Origin of the sequence: Albibacterium sp. (assembly GCF_035514885.1) — a bacterium.
Classification (GTDB): domain Bacteria; phylum Bacteroidota; class Bacteroidia; order Sphingobacteriales; family Sphingobacteriaceae; genus Albibacterium.
On record NZ_DATJCH010000012.1, the window covers coordinates 356,726 to 375,539 of the forward strand.

The following is an 18,814-nucleotide window of genomic DNA, read 5'->3' on the forward strand; positions in this document are numbered from 1 at the left end:
ATTGATAATGGTTGCAAAGAGGTTAAATATTTGGCTAATCCTTGTAGTTACTGCAAGTGTTTTAACGAGTTGTTTATCGCGCCCTGAACGTCTTCGCACAAGCCTGCCTTCATCCTCTTCTTCTACAAAAAATCATCCTTCCTCCGGGAATATATTTCATAAATATGCTGATATTATTGGTGTGGATGCACGGAATCTTAACAATTACGAGTTATATAGATACATTGATGAATGGATGGGTACCCCTCATCGTTTAGGAGGTCAAAATAAGAAAGGAATTGATTGTTCTGCTTTTACCAATCATTTGATGCTGGATGTATATGGTAAAAACCTTCCTCGAACTGCAAAAGATATGGCGCAGGTTGTAAAACGCAAGTATGAGAACCAATTAAAAGAAGGTGATCTGGTATTTTTCAATTTTGATGGAAAAGCTTTTGATCATGTTGGAGTTTATTTGGGAAATGATAAGTTTGTGCACGTGTCAACCACTAAAGGTGTAATAATCAGTGATCTAAAAGACCCTTGGTATTGGCGATACTTTTCTCGCGCCGGGTCAGTTTTATAATCACTATAATTGCTGAATATTCATTTGATTTTTTAAATTTGTTAGATAAAACCTAAGTATACAGAAAGTAAATTTTTTCCCCTCCTTATAATATAATCATGACATTAATTTTAAAACGCCCACTTGTTATTTTTGATCTTGAAACTACGGGTGTTAATGTAGCATCCGACAGAATAGTAGAAATCTGTGCATTGAAAGTTAATCCTGATGGTACAGAAGAGACAAAGACTTTTCGGATTAATCCTGAAATGCCTATTCCGTTAGAATCTTCTCTAATTCATGGAATTTATCAAGAGGATATCGCCAATGCTCCAACTTTTAGAGAAGTAGCGCAAGAGTTAGCGGAGTTTATCGGCGACGCTGATCTGGGTGGCTTTAATTCAAATAGATTCGATATTCCGGTATTGATGGAAGAATTCCTTCGGGTTAGTGTTCCATTTGATATTGAAAATCGCTTTTTCGTTGATGTTCAGAATATCTTCCATCAAATGGAGCAACGTACATTAAAAGCTGCTTATAAATTCTATTGCGAGCAGGATTTAATAGATGCGCATTCTGCTGAAGCTGATGTGAGAGCGACATTCGAAGTATTGAAAGCTCAGATCCTTAAATATGAAAACAAAGAATGGGAAGACAAATCGGGTAAGGTTTCCATTCCTGTTAAAAATGACATTGAAGCCTTGCACAAATTTACCAATCTGAATAGAACCGTTGATTTTGCGGGAAGAATGGTTTATGATAATGATGGTATAGAAGTATTTAGCTTTGGGAAGCATAAAGGCAAGTGTGTAGAAGAAGTTTTTAAAATAGAGCCAAGTTATTATGCATGGATGATGAAAGGCGATTTCCCAATGTACACCAAGACCTGCTTAGAGAGAATCTGGAATCGTTTACGTCAAAACCAGGCTAAAGCTGCAGATGCGCAGAAGAAGAGTCCGCAGCCACCGGTAAATTCGAATCGCCCTCAGCCAAAACCTCCGGTTAGAACTGATCGAGAGAAACCAAAAGAGTCTTCAAAAGCTCCTCGTCCTATCTCTAGTGATATGTTGAAGAGTTTGCAAGATAAATTCAGTAAATAAAGATATCTATAATAACTTATGTATGCTGGTTTAAAAACGTAATGTTGCGTTTTAGACCAGCATATTTTGTTCTTTTAACAGCTGATTTCTTAAATATTTTTTTGAACGTATCCTCCGTGATTTCTTCCCAGTCTTGTTTAGTCATCCCCAGTAAATCGGGATGCGGGTTAAATAAAGGTTCCTGATGTTGGATTGAAAAACGATTCCAAGGGCACACATCCTGACAGATATCGCATCCAAACATCCAATTATCCATTTTTCCTGAGAAAGAAGTCGGAATATTTTCCTTTAATTCAATAGTAAGGTAGGAGATACATTTGCTGGCATCGACAGTTTTATTGTCCATTAAAGCATTCGTAGGGCAAGCATCAATGCATTTAGTGCAGGTTCCACAATGATCTGTCTGTATCCTTGAATCATATTCTAACTCAAGGTCAATAATTAATTCCGACAGGAAAAAGAATGAGCCCTTCTGTTTGGATAGCAATAAGCTATGTTTGCCAACCCAGCCTAATCCTGCTCTTTGAGCCCAGGCTTTGTCCAAAACCGGTGCTGAATCAACAAAGGCTCTTCCGGAAACTTCTCCAATATGTTCTTGAATAAATAAGAGCAGTTCCTTCAGTTTATCTTTGATTACGAAATGATAGTCCGTTCCGTAAGCATATTTTGACAGTTTGGGAGCTAAAGGGTCTTGCTGTTTCTCTTCGGTGAAATAGTTGTAAGAGAGGGATATAACCGACTTAGCATCATCAACCAGTAAGCGTGGATCTAAACGTTTATCAAAGTTATTCTCCATATAGTATAACTCGCCTTGATAGTTGTTTTTAAGCCAGCCCTCAAGCCTGGGAGCTTCTTCTTCAAGAAATTCTGCTTTGGATATACCGCAAGAAAGAAAGCCTAAACGTTCTGCTTCCTTTTTTATTAATAGGCTATAAGTTGAAGCAACAGACATGGTACAAAGATAAGTTTATTGTACCAGACTAGAAGTTTGGTTTAAGCAGATACTTATCGTAGAATCTGAAAATATGCTCAACAGCTTCTTCCGCCGTATCAACTAACCTATAAAGACTCAGGTCGCCTTCACTAATGTTTCCTGCTTCAAGCATGCGATTTTTTATCCAATCGAAGAGACCTCCGTAGTACTCCTTCCCAACCAAAACAATAGGGAATCTGGCCATTTTGCCTGTTTGCACCAATGTAATGGCTTCAAATAATTCATCCATGGTTCCAAAACCTCCGGGGAGTACAATATATCCTTGCGAGTATTTTGTGAAGACTACCTTTCTAACAAAGAAATAATTGAATTCGAGCAGTTTATCACGGTCGATGTATTGATTGTGAAACTGTTCAAAAGGGAGATCAATGTTTAACCCAACCGATTTTCCGCCAGCTTCAAAAGCGCCTTTATTTGCCGCTTCCATAATTCCCGGACCACCACCGGAGATAACGCCATAACCCTTTTCAGTTAATAGTCTTGCACAATCTTCAGCAAGTTTATAAGCAGCATGATCTCGTGGTGTACGGGCAGAACCGAATATTGAAACACATGGACCTATTTTAGCCATTTTTTCAAATCCTTCAACAAATTCTGCCATGATTTTAAATATCTGCCAAGAGTCGGTAACTTTGATTTCTTGCCAACTTTTATTTTCAAATGCTTGTCTGATTCTTTCTTCTCCTTGTTCTAACATAATTTTTCTCTAGAATGGCTAATTTAATAAATTTTTCGAATTAGCGGGATATTTCGAAGTAGCGGGATATGCTACATTCTGCAAACAATTTTAGGTAGAATTTCTATCTTTGTGAGATGAACTTTTCTTCCAAACTGCTTGAAAATGCGGTAAATGAGTTTAGCCGTTTACCGGGTATCGGACAAAAGAGTGCACTGCGATTGGTGTTACATCTTTTAAACCAGTCTGAACAAGATGTGAATCGCTTTAGTGAAGCAATGAGCCAACTAAAAACTAAAATTAAATATTGTTCAGAATGCTATAATATATCCGATGATCAGATCTGTGAAATCTGCGCTTCCCATAAAAGAGATAAAAGTATTATCTGTGTGGTAGAAGATACCCGCGATGTAATGGCAATCGAAAATACCAACCAGTTTCAAGGTGTATATCACGTTATTGGCGGGTTAATATCACCGATGGATGGAGTAGGGCCAGCAGACTTGCGAATTGAGCAGCTTCTTGAACGTTTAAGAAAAGGGGAGGTAGAAGAGATTATATTAGCGCTGAGTGCTACAATGGAAGGGGACACCACGATTTTCTATCTATATAAGAAGATCAAGGATTTTAATCTGAAGATTAGCACCATTGCACGTGGTATCGCCTTTGGCGGTGAACTGGAGTATGTTGATGAAGTAACCTTGGGGCGTTCTATTGTAACCAGAATTCCCTACGAACGTAATATTGCTTAGTTTTCTTAATCCCATCATAATTGAAAGATTTTAAAAATAAAACGGTCGTTATTACCGGTGCCTCTTCAGGAATAGGTTATGCTTGTGCATCCGAATTTGCATCAAGAGGAGCTAATGTAGTATTGGCTGCGAGGAATTATGAGCCTTTAAGCAAATTTGGTGCAGAACTTGAGCAGCAGTATCACATTAAAACGAAATCCATTCAATGTGATGTTAGCAAAGAAGAAGACTGCAAGAATTTAATCGAGCAGGCCCTGCTCGAGTTTTCCACAATAGATGTACTGATCAATAATGCAGGGATTAGTATGCGTGCTTTGTTTAAGGATTTAGATTTGACGGTTCTTAAGACTCTGATGGATGTGAATTTTTGGGGTACAATATATTGCAGTAAATATGCAATGTCAGCACTGCTAGCTTCGAAAGGGTCTTTGGTAGGTGTTTCATCCATCGCAGGCTATCGGGGTTTACCAGGAAGAACCGGTTATTCAGCATCTAAATTTGCAATGAATGGATTTATGGAATCTTTAAGGGTTGAGAACCTTAAAACCGGATTGCATGTGATGCTTGCTTGCCCTGGTTTTACTGCTTCAAATATTCGTAATACTGCTTTAGACACCAGTGGAAAGCAGCAGGGTGAAACCAGTATGGATGAAGGCAAAATGATGACGGCTGAAGAGGTTGCAAAGCAGATAGTTGATGGTGTTTTGAAGAGGAAAAGATCTTTAATAATGACTTCACAAGGTAAATTAGCCGTTTTTATGAATAAGTTCTTTCCTTCGTGGGTTGATATACAAGTATTTAAATTATTTGCCAAAGAAAAGAATCCTTTAATTAAATAAATCTTTTTTTTTGATTAAATTCACAGGTAAATATTAAGAGACCAAATTTTTGGAATATGGAAAATGCAATGATAACAGAACTAATAGCTAAAGAGGATATTTATCAGTATAAGATTATTAATGCTCCTGTTGATCATAGTTTAGACTTAAAGGCAAAGCTTAATAATGCACTTCGTTTAGGGAATGAGTTTAAGTCGAAATCAAGCATTACGTTTATGACACAAGAGGGTCCGAAGCGCATTGAAACGACTGTCTGGTCTTTAACAGACAAGTATTTGCAAATTAAAGGAGGTATTCTGTTGCCTTTAAATAGCTTAATTGCTGTCGACTACTAAATCCTGCATATCTACAGCAACCAATCTGGAAATACCCTGCTCTATCATGGTCACTCCATAGATAATATCTGTATTGGCGATGGTTCTTTTATTATGAGAGATGACAATAAATTGGGATCTCTTTGAGAAGGTTCTGATTATGTTGTTGAACTTATCAATATTGGTATCATCAAGCGGTGCATCCACCTCGTCAAATATGCAGAAAGGTGCAGGTTTTGATAGGTAGAGTGAAAATAGCAAGGCAGTGGCAGTCAGAGTTTTCTCACCACCAGATAGCTGATTAATCGATAGCGGTTTCTTTCCTTTTGGCCTGGCAATGATCTGTATGTCTGATTCTAAAGGGTTGTCCGGGTTGGTTAATAGAATATCGCAAGTATCTTCTTCACTGAATAAAGACCTGAATACCTGAATGAAGTTCTCACGAACATCGTTAAATGCAATCATAAACTTCTCTTGTGCGGTAGTGTCGATTTCTTTAATGGTTTTCAATAAAGTTTCTTTTGCATCCAGCAAATCATTCTTCTCTTGTTTAATGAACTGATATCGTTCATCCATTTCCTTAAAAGACTCCATAGCTATCGGATTGATAGCACCAAAATCATCCAGCTGTTTCTTTAAGCGGGTAGTTTTTTCTCTTAGTTCTTCTTCATTTCCTTCAATGCTTTGATCTGCGTTAATATCTTCTAGTTCAAGATTAAACTCTACTGATATTCGTTCAGAAAGAGCATTTAATCCCAGCCTGATTTCGTTAGCTTTATCCTTTAGTTCATTTAAAAGAACATCGGTCTGTTCTTTATTCCTCCGTGAAATAATCAGTTTATCCTCTAGGTCATTAATATCCTTCCGGAGGGCATAATATTCCTTTTCAATCTCATTCAGGCCTTTTGTAAGTGAATCCTTTTGCTCATACATCGTTTGCAAATCAACGTCAGAAAGGTCAACAAACTGAACAGTATCTTGCAGTAAAATCTTTATTTTATCAATTTCTTCCTGATGTTTGTTAATTCGGTTCTCGATATTCTCCAATTGGATCTCGCGGTATTCTAAGTCCTTTTCTAAACCTGATACCTTGTTTTTTTGTTGATGGAAGCTGATGTTTTGCTGATTGTAGAGTGCAGACTCATCTGCATATAATTGTGATGAACTTGCATATTCTTTTTGAAGATAATCGATCCGGTCATTGAATAAATCAACAGCATTACTCTTACCATCCAGTTCAATCTTTTTCTCCTGCAGTTCTATTTCAAATTCCTTTATCTTTTGGTCGATACTCTCTTTTTGACTTTGATTATGAGCGATAAAGTGCTGGTATTGCTCTTGTTTAGTTTGTACTGAAATTAATTCATTTGTAAGCTGGTTAATCTGCAGTTTAATTTCCTGAAGCTGCTCTTTGCGGGAGCTGCTTTTTAATGAAATTAATTTGTTTTGTTCAAGTTGTAAATAAGACTCAAGCGATTGTTGATTCTTAGTCAGCTTATTGATTTCAGTTTGTAAGTTAGCCAGGTTTTTGGCTCTTCCTATTCTTTTTCCTTCAAACAAGCCCACAGATCCTCCAGAGATGCTGTAGCTTTTCTTTATAAATAGCCCGTGTTTATCTAATATAACAAGATCAGTATCTGATAATTGATGATCTTGCAAAGCTGTCGTATTTTCACGTTCAAAGTATACGTTCTTTAAGAGTTGCTTACAAAGGTTTAGGTATTTCTTCTCAACATCAATAATGGTTAAGGCAGGAATTAGATTGTCGTCAATTAAGAGCGCTTCTTTATCAGCAGTTTTAACAGCATTTAGAACAAAGAAGCCAGCTTTCCCCTTGGAAGAATCGTTCAATAATTGAATAGCCGTTAAAGCATCGACTGTATCATCAACCACATAGTAATTCATATAAGGTTCCAGGTAGTTCTCAATGGCTACACGGTAGTTTTCCTGACAATATAGAATGTCAGAAAAGAGAGGAATATTGGCCTTCCACTTAGGGTTCTTTTTAAGGAAGCGAATAGACTCAGGAAAGCCCTCCAAATTATCTACCAGAGATTTGGTTAGATTGTATTCATTCTGTCTGGCATCTAAAAGTCTTATTTCCTGATTGTTTTGTGTGTTGAGCTCATCTATTCGTTGAGTAGTTTCGGTCAGTTGATTTTCCAGTGCTTCTTCCTCTTTAATAAAGAAATCATAGTCGTTTTGGAGGGATTCCAGCCTGATTTTTATTTCAGTAACCGCCTTATCGAAGGAGCTTAATTCAATTTCATGACTTTCATTGTCAGATAAGCTTTTCTGGCTCTCCTGCTTCAATGCGTCAATCTGAATCAATAATACAGCAGTCGATTTTTCTAGTTCATAGCGTTTAGTTTGTGCAATACCTTTTTGGTTTAACAGCTCATCCAACTCAGCTTTTAATTCTTTTTGTTGATTATTTAAAGTTGATACTTCTTTAGATTTCCCTTCTAAATTCTGGTTTGCAACACTCAGTTTCTCAGTTTCAATGAAAAGCTCTTCCTTGATGCGCGTTAGGTTATACTGAATATGATTATATTGCTGCTTATCCTGCAGTAAATCTTTATTCAGGCTTTCATTTTTTTCATTCAGATTACGAAGCTGCTCATTCTTAACTTTTTTTTCAGTTTCATATTGTTGAATCTGAGAGCTTTGTGCATTCAGTGCCTTCTGTTGAGTACTTAGGTTGCTCTCTTTTGTAAGAAGATCTGTTTTAAGCTTTCTTATAGCTTCTTCGACATTTAATATCTCCTTGTTAATCTGATTATTCTGTTGTTGCTGGATAGTCTCCTTTTCCTTAATACTTTCCAGATCATTTTTGAATCCTGACATTCTGATGGAAGCCAGAGCAATCCCATTTGTTTTATATTGCTCTTTTAAATGGTAAAACCGCTCCGTTTTCTTTGCTTGATATTCTAAACTTTTTAAGTTTTTCTCAATTTCAAATAAGAGATCATCTATTCTGCTTAAATCTAATTCAGTTTCTTTTAAGCGATTGAAAGTCTGCTTCTTCCGGATCTTATATTTCGATATTCCAGACGCCTCTTCAAACAGGGCACGTCGTGAATTTTCCTTGTTGTTGATAATTTCATCTACCATTTTCAGCTCAATGATCGCATAGGAGTCTGAGCCTACTCCGGTATCCAAAAATAGGTCTGTTATATCCTTTAACCGGCATTGAACATCGTTAATACGGTATTCACTTTCACCGCTTCGATATAATTTGCGGGTAATGGTAACCTGAGAGAATGAGGTGGGGAGTATGTTGTTTGTATTATTAAAGGATAACGATACCTCCGCGAGCTGTGCTGCTTTTCTTGATTTTGTACCGTTGAAAATGACGTTTTCCATCTTTTCTGAACGAAGATTTCGCGTACTTTGCTCACCCAATACCCATCTTATAGCATCCACCACATTTGATTTCCCACAACCATTCGGGCCTACAATCGCGGTTACTCCATTGTTAAAATGGATGGTGGTTTTGTCACCAAAACTTTTGAAGCCCTTTATATCAAGCCGGGTTAATTGCATTAATGATTACTTATTAAGGTAAAACTGGTGGACTGCGAATTTAATAATAAATAGTGTATCTTTAAATATGGAAACTATCATTCCCATTATTTTAGCTCTTGCCTTTTTTGTCATACAAGGCTATATGGGTGTTAAGAAAGAGCAGGAGAAGGCGGCTAAGCGAAATTTAGGAAAACCAAGCACACCTCCGGTCGCTACTAAACCTGTGCCTGCTAAGAAAGCAGCCCCAAGAAAAAGAGATTGGCTAGAAGAGCTTTTAGACCCTCAGATGCCTCATCAACAACCGGTTCCAGTTGATAGGCCACCTGTTACAGCTCCTAAAGAAGTATATGAACAAACCTATGTTGAGCCTCGTTACGAGAACTCATACAAGCGGGAAAAGTATGTCCCTACCGAAAAACCAGTGAGCTTACTTGCGGAGTATAAACGACTTTCTACTTACGATGAAAATGGAGAAGTAAAAAGAGCTAAGAAGATAAGAGCTGATAGAAGAAACGAAAATAAGCGACTTGAAACAATGGCCTTGGAAATTCAGGACATGGAGACGGAAAGAAACTCTATCCACTTTAATTTGGAAGAGGCTATTGTCATTAAGGCAATATTGGAGCGTCCTTACTCTTAATCTATTTGATTATCTTAAAGTTTTCTACATCCGCTAAGAAAGCAAATTCTTTCCTGTTGGCTATTAAATCCTTTGGGTATATGGTAAATGTATATAAATCTTCATTTTCAGGTTTGTAGTAAATTACTTCGCCGTTAGGAGATATGCACATGGAACCGCCCGAATGATAGATTTCATTTCCATCGTAACCAACCCGATTTACCCCAATAACAAAAGATTGGTTTTCAATTGCCCGTGCAGGTATTAGCTTTTGCCAATGGTCAATTCTTGAATCAGGCCAGCTTGCTATATATAGCAGAATATCATATTCTGCATCAACATTTCTGGACCATACGGGGAAGCGTAGGTCATAGCATATCATTGGACGTATTTTCCAACCTTTAAGCTCTGTTGTAATTTGTTGAGTTCCGGCTGTAAATAGCGTTTTCTCGTCAGTTAAAGAGAAAAGATGCCTTTTGTCGTATTGCTCAAAGGTTCCATCCGGCCGCATCCATATTAAGCGGTTGTAGTAATTGGAGCTCTCTTTTATAATCATACTTCCAACAACAACGCATTCATATTTCTTAGCATGGCTTTTCATCCATTGCATGGTTATTCCATCCATTTCCTCTGCACATTTTTCAACATTCATGGTATATCCTGTGTTGAACATCTCCGGCAGAATAATTATATCAGTGGAAGTACGTAATGAGGATAGTCTTAAAGAAAGATTATTTAAGTTCTTTTCAGTGTTCTCCCAAAACAGATAAGCTTGGAATGTGGTTACTTTTAATGCTTCCATATTGTAAATATACTGTTTTATTTGATGTTAGGTTAAGAGATGTGCTTTTAACTCTAATAGGAAACGGTTCTACACTCACTTAAGTATAGAAATTAATAAAACATACAAGGAGAGTTTGACTGATTTGTATGTAATAATCTAATAATTATAGTTTTAACTGAAGAATTAATTCGTGGACTTGATTAATATTTATCTTGAAGGCAATGAAGCTTTCTGAAAATATTCTTCAGTTTATTTGGAAGTATCAGCTTTTTCGGAAGGTGAAACTTCGTACGGTATCTGGAAAGGAATTGCAGATTAAGCGTGTCGGGTTACATAATTTGAATGAAGGACCTGATTTCGAAAATGCATTTCTAACAATTGACGAGATTGGGTGGGTAGGGAATATTGAGGTCCATACAATTTCTTCGGAGTGGAATAATCATAATCATCAGTTTAATCCTGCTTATAACAATGTTATTCTGCATGTTGTGAATCAATATGATGTGGAAATAAAACGGGAAGATGGTACAATTCCTGAAACATTAGTATTAGAATCATTGATTGAGTCAAAAGTGTTAAAACGTTATGATTCAATAATGAACAGTATGAACTGGATTCCCTGTGAAAAGTTGATTCATACAGTTGAGCCTTTTTATATTCAACAATGGTTCGGTAGTTTATTGTTCGAAAGGTTTATTTCAAAATCGGAGTATGTTCTTAATCTGTTGGATGAATATCGTGGAGATTGGGAGGAAGTAAGTTATATTATGCTTGCCAGGAGTTTTGGATTTGGTGTAAATGCAGATGCTTTTGAACAATTAGCAAAAATCTTACCTTCCGCATTGGTAAAAAAATATAGACATGATCCGACGGCTATAGAGTCTTTAATTTTTGGCCAGGCCGGAATGTTAGATGTTGATTTCCAAGAGGAATACCCACTAAAGTTACAGAAAGAATATAGTTATTTGCGTAAGGTACATCAGCTAAGGCCAATGGAACTTGTGAACTGGAAATTTCTCCGAATGCGGCCTTCAGGTTTTCCAACCATTCGTTTAGCACAGTTTGCTGCCTTATGCTCTTCAATTAATCACTTTTTTGCTCTTATTATTGAAATAGAAAACTTAAATTTGTGGCGAATACGATTTAATTCCTTGATAATTAACGAGTATTGGTCTACGCATTATCATTTTAAAAAGGAAACTGCCAGACATAATGCCGCATTAGGTAAAGGAGCTATCGATCTTATTCTGATAAATACGATTGCATTGCTGTTGTTTTCATACGGAAAATACATAGGTGATAGCAACTTTATGGACCGAAGTGTTTTGTTTCTTGAATCTATAAAGCCGGAAAATAATCGTATTATTCAAAAATATACCGAATTGCAAATAAGAGTTCAATCGGCAGCAGACACGCAAGCTTTAAAGCAATTAAAAGTAAGTTATTGCGATAAAAAGCGTTGTTTAAACTGTGAGATTGGCTCACAAATTATAAAAAGATAAAATATAATGAAAGGCTTAGTGGTATTTTTAGAACAACGTTCGTTTGGTGTATGTACGTATTTAGGTGAACGCTTTGGTATTTCAGTAGCAAGGATTCGCTTGTTTTTTATTTATAGCTCATTTCTTGCAGTTGGGTTTCCTGTTATTTTTTATCTTTTGGCAGGCATTGTATTAGATGTAAGAAATTATGTGAAGCGTACACATAACAGTCTTTTCGATTTCTAGAAACTTAAAATCTTTGCTATTTCATGATGACCTTTCGCTTCTGCAAAGTCTGCAGGCGTTTGTCCATTATCATCTTTAATAAGCACATTTGCGCCATTCTCCAGCAAAAGAATTAACATCTCTATATTCCCATTTTGAGCTGCTGCATGTAGAGGTGTTAAATTTCCGGCTTGTATAATATTGACTTCTGCACCACCTTCAATCAATAATTTGGCGATGCCTTCAAAGTTAGAACTAATAGCTGTGTATAAAGGATTTACGTTGTATCCGTTGTTGGATGTTTGATTAGGATCTGCACCTTTTAATAGGAGGTAGTGTACTATTTCTTCATTTCCGAAGTGGCAAGCCATCCCTAAAGCCGTAAAACCATGATTGGAATAGGATGATAATGAGGATGGATTAGCTTCAACAATTGCGGTAATTTCATTTAATAAGCCTATTGCAGCAGCCTCGTATATATCGACCGAGTTAATATGTTTTAAGATAATTTTAACAAGTTGATGTTTCTGATAGTAACAAGCAAGCAGGAGTGGGGAGATGTCGTGGCTTGTCTTTTGTGAAGCTAAGCTTGGGTTATTATGCAATAAATTATCCATTGCGAATGAATCGCCCGACTCTATATATTCTTCCAGTAAGCTTAAACTCATATTGTTGTTTTCAAATCACCTCTTTATACGAGAACGATGTTTTTTGTTAAAAAATGTAACGACAAAACTATAAAAAATCGCAATAAATTAACCAAAGGCTGTCCATAAAATTCGGATAGACACAATTAATAGTGCAAATGCCAGGCATTGAATAATTATTTTACCTTTAATGCGTGTTGAGAATATGGCACCTATCTGTGCACCCACTATTACACCTATACCCAACCAGAGGATTTGAATATATCCTTCTTGTAAATCTCCTTTAAAGTAATGGACCATACTTCCGCTTAGACCCATTAAGCTTAGTACGAAATGAGATGTTGCCGTTGCGATATGAACGGGGAAATTTAACAGATTAACCATTGCCGGAACGTGAATGATCCCTCCACCGATACCTAATAAGCTGGATGCAAAACCGACAAAAAAGCTTAATACAATTCCTAAAAGCAGATTATACCGATAGATGTATCTGACACCATCAATGTCCATCAGGTATCTTGCCATTCTCCAGAAAGATTTCTTTTCCTTTCCATCTTTTTCCGGTGCAGTCTTTGTTGGTTTGATGATTAGGATGATTGCTAATACAAATAAAACGACTCCAAATATTAAATCGAACGCTTTTCTCGAGATATAGGAAGTTGATAAAGCTCCCAGGATGGAACCAGGCAAGGTGGTGATACAAAATAACCAGGCTGATTTATAATCGATACGCTTTTTAAACGCATAAGCCAGTGATCCTGAGGTTGCATTTAGAAATACGACAGCTAGTGAAATACTGGTAATAATTTCCGGATCTTTTTCAGGGTAGAGTAAGAGAAGTATGGGTACAAGAATGAAGCCTCCGCCAGCTCCTACCATTGTTCCAAAGGTCCCAACCATTAATCCCAGAAATATTAATAAGAGGGCTGTCATATGTTATCAAAATTAAAGATTAAACAGTAGAAATACCAATGTTGTTTTTTTTATGGTTGTTAGAAAGCGTTTAAATGTGATTGTATATTTTTAGCTTTGAGTATATTTACATACTATGCAGGAAAGAAAGAAGAAGATTGTTGTTGCTGTTACGGGAGCCAGTGGTTCTGTTTACGCTAAGGTATTGTTTGATAGATTGGTTCAATTAAAGGATCAAATAGCTGACGTTGGGATTGTTATGTCGGATAATGCTAAAACGGTATGGGAATTAGAACTTGGTAATGCAGGTTATAAAGATTATCCTTTTACGTTTTATAAAACAAATGATTTCTTTGCTCCTTTTGCATCTGGTTCTGCTGGTTATGAGTGTTTAATCGTTTGCCCGTGCTCAATGGGTACTATTGGCAGAATTGCAAGTGGTATTTCGAATGATCTGGTTAGTCGGGCCGCCGATGTAATTCTAAAAGAACGTAGAAAGCTGATTTTAGTAGCTCGCGAAACTCCTTATAATTTAATTCATTTGCAGAATATGAAACAGATTACTGAAGCAGGTGGAATTATTTGTCCAGCCAGTCCCTCTTTTTATAGTTTACCTAAGAGCTTTGAAGAGCTTGCTGCCACGGTTACTGATCGTGTTTTGCAGTTGGCTGATTTTTCCCTTACAAGTTATCGCTGGGGAGAGAAATAAAAAATGGTGAGCAGATTACGCTGCCCACCATCGGTTAATTGATCTAATATAACTGTTGTTGTTTTTAATTAGTTGATAAAACCTGAATCTTCAGTTTAATATTTAAATCATCTGCACCGCCAGCCTCAACATATTGTGCATTATTCCAGCTTTGAGCTGCTGTATGGTCCTTGTTTAAAGCATGGCGTAATAGAATTTGGAAATCGAAAGGTGCACTCGTTTGTTTTAAGGCGCTTAAAATTCCTGTTAATCCAACCTGATCATCCTCGTATTTATAATCGAAAACACCTTCTGGTGAGCCCAAGAAAAAAAACTGGTGCTCATCAGCTTCGTCAATGATTTCCTGGTTAATGCTTTCGTCGTCTTGAAGGATGTTAATTTTCATACGGTATGATTCACCTTCTGTTAAGTTGATAGCCGCTGGAGTAGGAGTACCGTTTTTAGTAAAATTTATAACAGTCTCTTCATCAGATGGTGTAAATACGTTGTTAGCATAAGTTCCGTGTTCAAAGGTTAGTTGAACAGAATTGTATTCTTCCTGATCCAACTCAGGAACTGGATCGTTTTTGGAACAAGAAGTGAAGCTAACTAAGAGAACGATTGCGATTGCTGCTATGGATACTAATTGATTCTTTTTCATACTGTAAGATTTTAATGTTAGAAATTATAAGATAATCTAAGTGTTATGTTTCGCCCGATATCGTGCGCATAGTAGCGGAAACGATTCATGTATTCCTTGTAGGAAGTGTTAAGTAAGTTGTTAGCTGATACGTTTAAGCCAATTGATTGTGAGCCTATTATTAATTTTGTACCAGCGCTAATGTTTAATAAACTATAGGTAGGCGGTGCAGGTGCAAAATCGGTTTCTTTGTTATATTTTGTTTGTTTAAATACCGTAGCATATTCTACCTGTATAAAGGAACTTGATATTTTATCATTATCTATTGGCATAGAATACCGAATGCGATTCTCTAAACGATCAGAAGGGATCATAGGAAGATTTTGGTCACTTTTGGTATCATCTGCTCTTAAGATCGATCCTTTTAAAAAGTATTCGAAGCCATGAGGAAAACGATACGATGCTGAAATATCGGTACCTAAAAAGAGCGCATTGGTTTGTTTATAATCGAAAACCGGAAATGCTCCTCTCAGGCTTTCCTGTATTTCGCCTGTAGGATGTAAATAGATGTAATGATTTAGATAATGAGCATAAGCGCTGATTTCGATACTTAAGTTTTCATTGTGGAGATTGAAAGTATTGATCCATTTATAGCCCTGCTCACTTTTGAGCTCATCGTTACCCATTTCGATGGAAGCTGAACCGTGGTGCAGGCCACTGCTGTATAATTCGTTTACAGTAGGTGGCCGCCAAGATAGGCCTATATTACTACGGAGATTCCAGTTTTGTTTTGGTTTCCAAACAGCTCCTAAGGAGCCTGAAACATTATGGTACTCGTGGCTTCCACCATATAGAACTTGATTTCTATATCCGGCGGCATCTAAACTTTTATAGTCGTAACGTATTCCGGCTTCGAGTTCATATTTATCTCTTACCAGGCGTTCGATAAGAAATCCTCCTAAACCAAAGCTATCGTAGTTTGGAATTAGAGGTGTTGCCTGGGTTCCGGGCACACTATTATTTACAATTGCAGTAGCATTCAGACCTAAGACGGTTCTTAGGCTTTTTGCATTTATTCTATCATAGGTGAAATCCAGACTATGAGAATCTAAAATCAGATCCAGTGCCGGGATAGCACTCCGATCGCCTCGACGAATATCAAATTCTTGACGTGCATTGCGTTGGAAACCGTATTGTAAATCAAGTTGAGCACCATTATTTAGATCTTTATGTACCTTCAACTTTGCCAGATCGTGGGTAACGGCCTGTCTTGGAACACCGATTTTATAGGTGAATTCACCATCATCAAAAGGTCTTCCGTTCTTAATAGCAGCCTCAAGATCTTGCAGAGAGCCGATATGTGCTCCTTCAAAGATACCCAGATCGGTATTGAAATGGCTGTAATAAACATCGATGTGCGCAATGCGGGTACTGTATGATAGGGCAGCAGAATAGTTCTTTTCTTTAACTCCGGTGTTGTCTAAATAATAGTCGGCAGTTTGTAAATTCCCTCCTTGTTTTAGTGTGCCCTGGGCTCTCCATGATAATCCCGGTATACTTGTTATACTGCCTTCAAGCATGGCAGAAGCTGTACCAGTTTGTCCGTTACTGCTGCCAACCAAGTCTACATTGCCACTCAAAGCTTTATTGATGGGTAGGGGTGCAGGCTCAACCAGAATTACACCACCAATAGCCTCAGCGCCATAACGAACCGATTCTGCACCTTTAATTACGGTTATATGTGATGCTACAAATGGATCGATTTCCGGAGCATGTTCTGATCCCCATTGCTGTCCTTCTTGCTTTATTCCATTGTTAACCATCAACACTCGGTTGCTGTGCATACCATTGATTACTGGTTTCGCTATGGTTGCGCCTGTTTGCATCATGGTTACACCTGCGACATTTTGAAGTATCTCGGCAAGCACAGATCCTTTTGATTCAACTAAGTCACTATTTTTGATAGTTGTTGCCGTTGCTGTAGAACGTACCGTAGCTTGATGACCAACAACCTCTACATCATGCAAAACGATGCCTTCATGCTCTAAGAGAATATCTACCGATGAGCTCTTTTGGGGAAGTTTTATCTTATATTCCAGATCTTTAAAGCCCAATGTAGTTATATGCAATGTGTAATCTCCCTGACAAAGTTTATCGAAACTAAAGAAGCCATGACCATCTGCTTGCGTTTCTAAATTACCTTGTTGAAGGTGAATGGTTGAATTTGCTAAAGGGAGATTGGTATCAGCGTCTAAAATTCGACCCTTTATAGACAAATTGCAATTGTTTTGTGCTTGTGAATAAAACGGAACTAGTAAGATTGCAAATAATATGAATCTTTTTATATATAACATGAATATGAATTAAAGGGACATATATTATATCAGTACATACCTATATTATAATTTGATACAAGTATGTATAAATGAATGATCGTAATTTTCTGGATTACGATAGATGTAATCTATGCGGCAGGGGGACCTTTATTGGAGTATTCTTCTAGAAAACAGGATAGGATATCTGTTTTACTTTTATCAGTAGAAATATGGATCGTCTTCTCGAAGACCGTAATTTGAATAGGAACACCTAATAAAGCAGGCTCGGTTTGTCTGGTAGATGCATAATCACAAATCACACATTTTGCAGCGTAAGTATTAAGCTGATCGTTGTTTGATGAATGGTGGGAGTGTTGGATAGTACGGTGCGCCTGGTGACCTACCAGTACTGTTTGCACGTATGCAAGAGTAAATACCAGTAGAAACGCAATAGACTTATGTACTAATTTTCTGCCCAATGGTTTATGCTTTGTTTTAACAAACAAAGATTGGTTAAATTAAATGAACTTGCAAATGTTTTTTGTTTTATAATTAAGGTCTTGGATGAAAGGAGGTTATGACCGATTGCAAGTAAGCTTTATCCAAATGGGTGTATATTTCTGTTGTAGTTATGCTTTCATGGCCAAGCATTTCTTGTACGGCACGTAAATCAGCACCTCCTTCAATTAAGTGAGTTGCAAAAGAGTGTCGGAAGGTATGAGGGCTGACATTCTTTTCGATGTTTGTCTTATTCACGAGGTCTTTTATAATTATGAAGATCATTACTCTGGATAAGGCTCTTCCACGACGGTTTAGGAAAACGAAATCTTCAAATCCCGCTTTAATCGGTGTATGATTACGAATTTCCTGAAGATATAGATCTATCATTTTCTTAGCTGCACCTCCAATTGGGATTAGACGCTCTTTACTCCCTTTTCCGACAACCTTTATGAAGTCTATTTCAAAATACAGGTTTGAAATCTTTAGGTTGATTAGTTCACTTACGCGCAGGCCACATCCATACAGGGTTTCTATAATTGCTTTGTTTCGTAAACCTTCTGGTTGTGAGAGGTCTATGGCATTAATGATTTCTTCGATCTCGTATAAATGCAAAAAGTCAGGGAGTTTCCTGCTTAACCGAGGTGCTTCAATCAGCTCTGCCGGGTTGTGTTTAATTTCACCTTCAATGGCTAGAAATGTATAGAATGCCTTGACGCCAGATAATATTCTTGATTGGGAAGCAGGGGATACCTCTAGATCTTTCAGCCACACCAAAAACAGTTGAATATGTTTGGTTTCTAATTTAACAGGATTGAGGATGTCTTGTGTTAAGCTGAAGGAAAACAGCTTTTCTATATCCATTATATAGGCTATTACGGAGTTGGCAGCAAGCGATCTTTCAAGCTGTAAATATTGTTTAAAATTATTTATCGAGGCTTTCCAATCCATAATCCTCTACAAATTAACGGATAAACTTTAAAAGAATTATAGCTGTATAAAATGTTTTAATATTGGTTAAAAATAATTTGCAGATGTAGTTTTATTACGTATTTTTGCATTCCAATCAAACGGTGGTTGTAGCTCAGTTGGTTAGAGCATCGGTTTGTGGTACCGAGGGTCGTGGGTTCGAGCCCCATCATCCACCCAATTTTGAAAGCAGTTCTGAAAAGAGCTGCTTTTTTTATTTACCAATTATTGATGTGAAGAGAAGTTCGGAATCAGCTAGTTAATTATTTTTTGAATATTTACATTGCTT

At 37.1% G+C, this 18,814-nt stretch carries 19 protein-coding genes and 1 tRNA gene; 10 read left to right on the forward strand and 10 right to left on the reverse strand.

Going from position 1 to position 18,814, the window contains the following annotated elements:
• Positions 1–7 precede the first annotated feature (7 nt).
• The gene (locus tag VL047_RS05455) at positions 8–565 is read left to right on the forward strand and encodes a C40 family peptidase (protein WP_325359086.1); all 558 of its coding nucleotides are present in this window, start codon (positions 8–10) and stop codon (positions 563–565) included.
• 98 nt (positions 566–663) lie between these two features.
• Positions 664–1,644 carry an exonuclease domain-containing protein gene (locus tag VL047_RS05460; RefSeq protein WP_325359087.1) on the forward strand — a complete coding sequence of 327 codons (981 nt, stop codon included), beginning with the start codon at positions 664–666 and terminating at the stop codon, positions 1,642–1,644.
• A 16-nt stretch (positions 1,645–1,660) separates the two neighbouring features.
• Here the strand turns inward: VL047_RS05460 and queG are convergent, their stop codons facing one another.
• The gene (queG, locus tag VL047_RS05465) at positions 1,661–2,596 is read right to left on the reverse strand and encodes a tRNA epoxyqueuosine(34) reductase QueG (protein WP_325359088.1); all 936 of its coding nucleotides are present in this window, start codon (positions 2,594–2,596) and stop codon (positions 1,661–1,663) included.
• Between the two features lie 28 nt (positions 2,597–2,624).
• Positions 2,625–3,335, reverse strand: a complete 711-nt coding sequence (locus tag VL047_RS05470) for a TIGR00730 family Rossman fold protein (protein ID WP_325359089.1) — start codon at positions 3,333–3,335, stop codon at positions 2,625–2,627.
• 116 nt (positions 3,336–3,451) lie between these two features.
• Between VL047_RS05470 and recR the strand changes: the two genes are divergently transcribed.
• Genes recR through VL047_RS05485 form a run of 3 tightly spaced genes read left to right on the forward strand, consistent with a single transcriptional unit; the run spans position 3,452 to position 5,240 of the window.
• Complete coding sequence (recR, locus tag VL047_RS05475; RefSeq protein ID WP_325359090.1) at positions 3,452–4,066, forward strand: recombination mediator RecR; 615 nt, start codon at positions 3,452–3,454, stop codon at positions 4,064–4,066.
• A 20-nt stretch (positions 4,067–4,086) separates the two neighbouring features.
• Positions 4,087–4,905, forward strand: a complete 819-nt coding sequence (locus VL047_RS05480; protein WP_325359091.1) for an SDR family oxidoreductase — start codon at positions 4,087–4,089, stop codon at positions 4,903–4,905.
• 56 nt (positions 4,906–4,961) lie between these two features.
• The gene (locus VL047_RS05485; protein ID WP_325359092.1) at positions 4,962–5,240 is read left to right on the forward strand and encodes a hypothetical protein; all 279 of its coding nucleotides are present in this window, start codon (positions 4,962–4,964) and stop codon (positions 5,238–5,240) included.
• Here the strand turns inward: VL047_RS05485 and smc are convergent.
• Positions 5,220–8,765, reverse strand: a complete 3,546-nt coding sequence (gene smc, locus VL047_RS05490; RefSeq protein WP_325359093.1) for a chromosome segregation protein SMC — start codon at positions 8,763–8,765, stop codon at positions 5,220–5,222. The two genes, VL047_RS05485 and smc, sit on opposite strands and share 21 nt — an antisense overlap.
• A gap of 67 nt (positions 8,766–8,832) precedes the next feature.
• Here smc and VL047_RS05495 point away from each other — a divergent pair, with 67 nt between their 5' ends.
• A complete protein-coding gene (locus VL047_RS05495; RefSeq protein ID WP_325359094.1) occupies positions 8,833–9,387 on the forward strand; it encodes a hypothetical protein in 555 nt (184 codons plus the stop codon).
• Position 9,388: 1 nt separating this feature from the next.
• On the opposite strand, the gene VL047_RS05500 is transcribed toward VL047_RS05495, so the two are convergent.
• Positions 9,389–10,168 (reverse strand): nitrilase family protein, encoded by a 780-nt coding sequence (locus VL047_RS05500; protein ID WP_325359095.1) that lies wholly within the window; start codon positions 10,166–10,168, stop codon positions 9,389–9,391.
• A gap of 203 nt (positions 10,169–10,371) precedes the next feature.
• On the opposite strand from VL047_RS05500, the gene VL047_RS05505 reads away from it, so the two are divergent.
• Positions 10,372–11,652, forward strand: coding sequence for a DUF2851 family protein (locus tag VL047_RS05505; protein WP_325359096.1), 1,281 nt, complete (start codon positions 10,372–10,374; stop codon positions 11,650–11,652).
• Between the two features lie 3 nt (positions 11,653–11,655).
• The gene (locus tag VL047_RS05510) at positions 11,656–11,877 is read left to right on the forward strand and encodes a PspC domain-containing protein (RefSeq protein ID WP_325359546.1); all 222 of its coding nucleotides are present in this window, start codon (positions 11,656–11,658) and stop codon (positions 11,875–11,877) included.
• On the opposite strand, the gene VL047_RS05515 is transcribed toward VL047_RS05510, so the two are convergent.
• Both VL047_RS05515 and VL047_RS05520 read right to left on the reverse strand, forming a co-directional pair.
• Positions 11,874–12,524: an ankyrin repeat domain-containing protein gene (locus tag VL047_RS05515; RefSeq protein ID WP_325359097.1), complete on the reverse strand. Its 651-nt coding sequence runs from the start codon at positions 12,522–12,524 to the stop codon at positions 11,874–11,876. The genes VL047_RS05510 and VL047_RS05515 overlap by 4 nt on opposite strands.
• Positions 12,525–12,611: 87 nt before the next feature.
• Positions 12,612–13,436: a sulfite exporter TauE/SafE family protein gene (locus VL047_RS05520; protein WP_325359098.1), complete on the reverse strand. Its 825-nt coding sequence runs from the start codon at positions 13,434–13,436 to the stop codon at positions 12,612–12,614.
• Between the two features lie 115 nt (positions 13,437–13,551).
• On the opposite strand from VL047_RS05520, the gene VL047_RS05525 reads away from it, so the two are divergent.
• A complete protein-coding gene (locus tag VL047_RS05525) occupies positions 13,552–14,124 on the forward strand; it encodes a UbiX family flavin prenyltransferase (RefSeq protein ID WP_325359099.1) in 573 nt (190 codons plus the stop codon).
• A 64-nt stretch (positions 14,125–14,188) separates the two neighbouring features.
• On the opposite strand, the gene VL047_RS05530 is transcribed toward VL047_RS05525, so the two are convergent.
• The 4 genes from VL047_RS05530 to VL047_RS05545 form a co-directional block, all read right to left on the reverse strand.
• Complete coding sequence (locus VL047_RS05530; protein WP_325359100.1) at positions 14,189–14,764, reverse strand: hypothetical protein; 576 nt, start codon at positions 14,762–14,764, stop codon at positions 14,189–14,191.
• A 17-nt stretch (positions 14,765–14,781) separates the two neighbouring features.
• Positions 14,782–17,019, reverse strand: coding sequence for a TonB-dependent receptor (locus VL047_RS05535; RefSeq protein ID WP_325359101.1), 2,238 nt, complete (start codon positions 17,017–17,019; stop codon positions 14,782–14,784).
• A gap of 188 nt (positions 17,020–17,207) precedes the next feature.
• Complete coding sequence (locus tag VL047_RS05540) at positions 17,208–17,477, reverse strand: hypothetical protein (protein ID WP_325359102.1); 270 nt, start codon at positions 17,475–17,477, stop codon at positions 17,208–17,210.
• A 133-nt stretch (positions 17,478–17,610) separates the two neighbouring features.
• Entirely contained in the window at positions 17,611–18,507 is an 897-nt protein-coding gene (locus VL047_RS05545) for a site-specific tyrosine recombinase (protein WP_325359103.1), read from the reverse strand.
• Between the two features lie 122 nt (positions 18,508–18,629).
• Between VL047_RS05545 and VL047_RS05550 the strand changes: the two genes are divergently transcribed.
• Positions 18,630–18,703: transfer RNA gene (locus VL047_RS05550), tRNA-His, on the forward strand.
• Positions 18,704–18,814 lie beyond the last annotated feature (111 nt).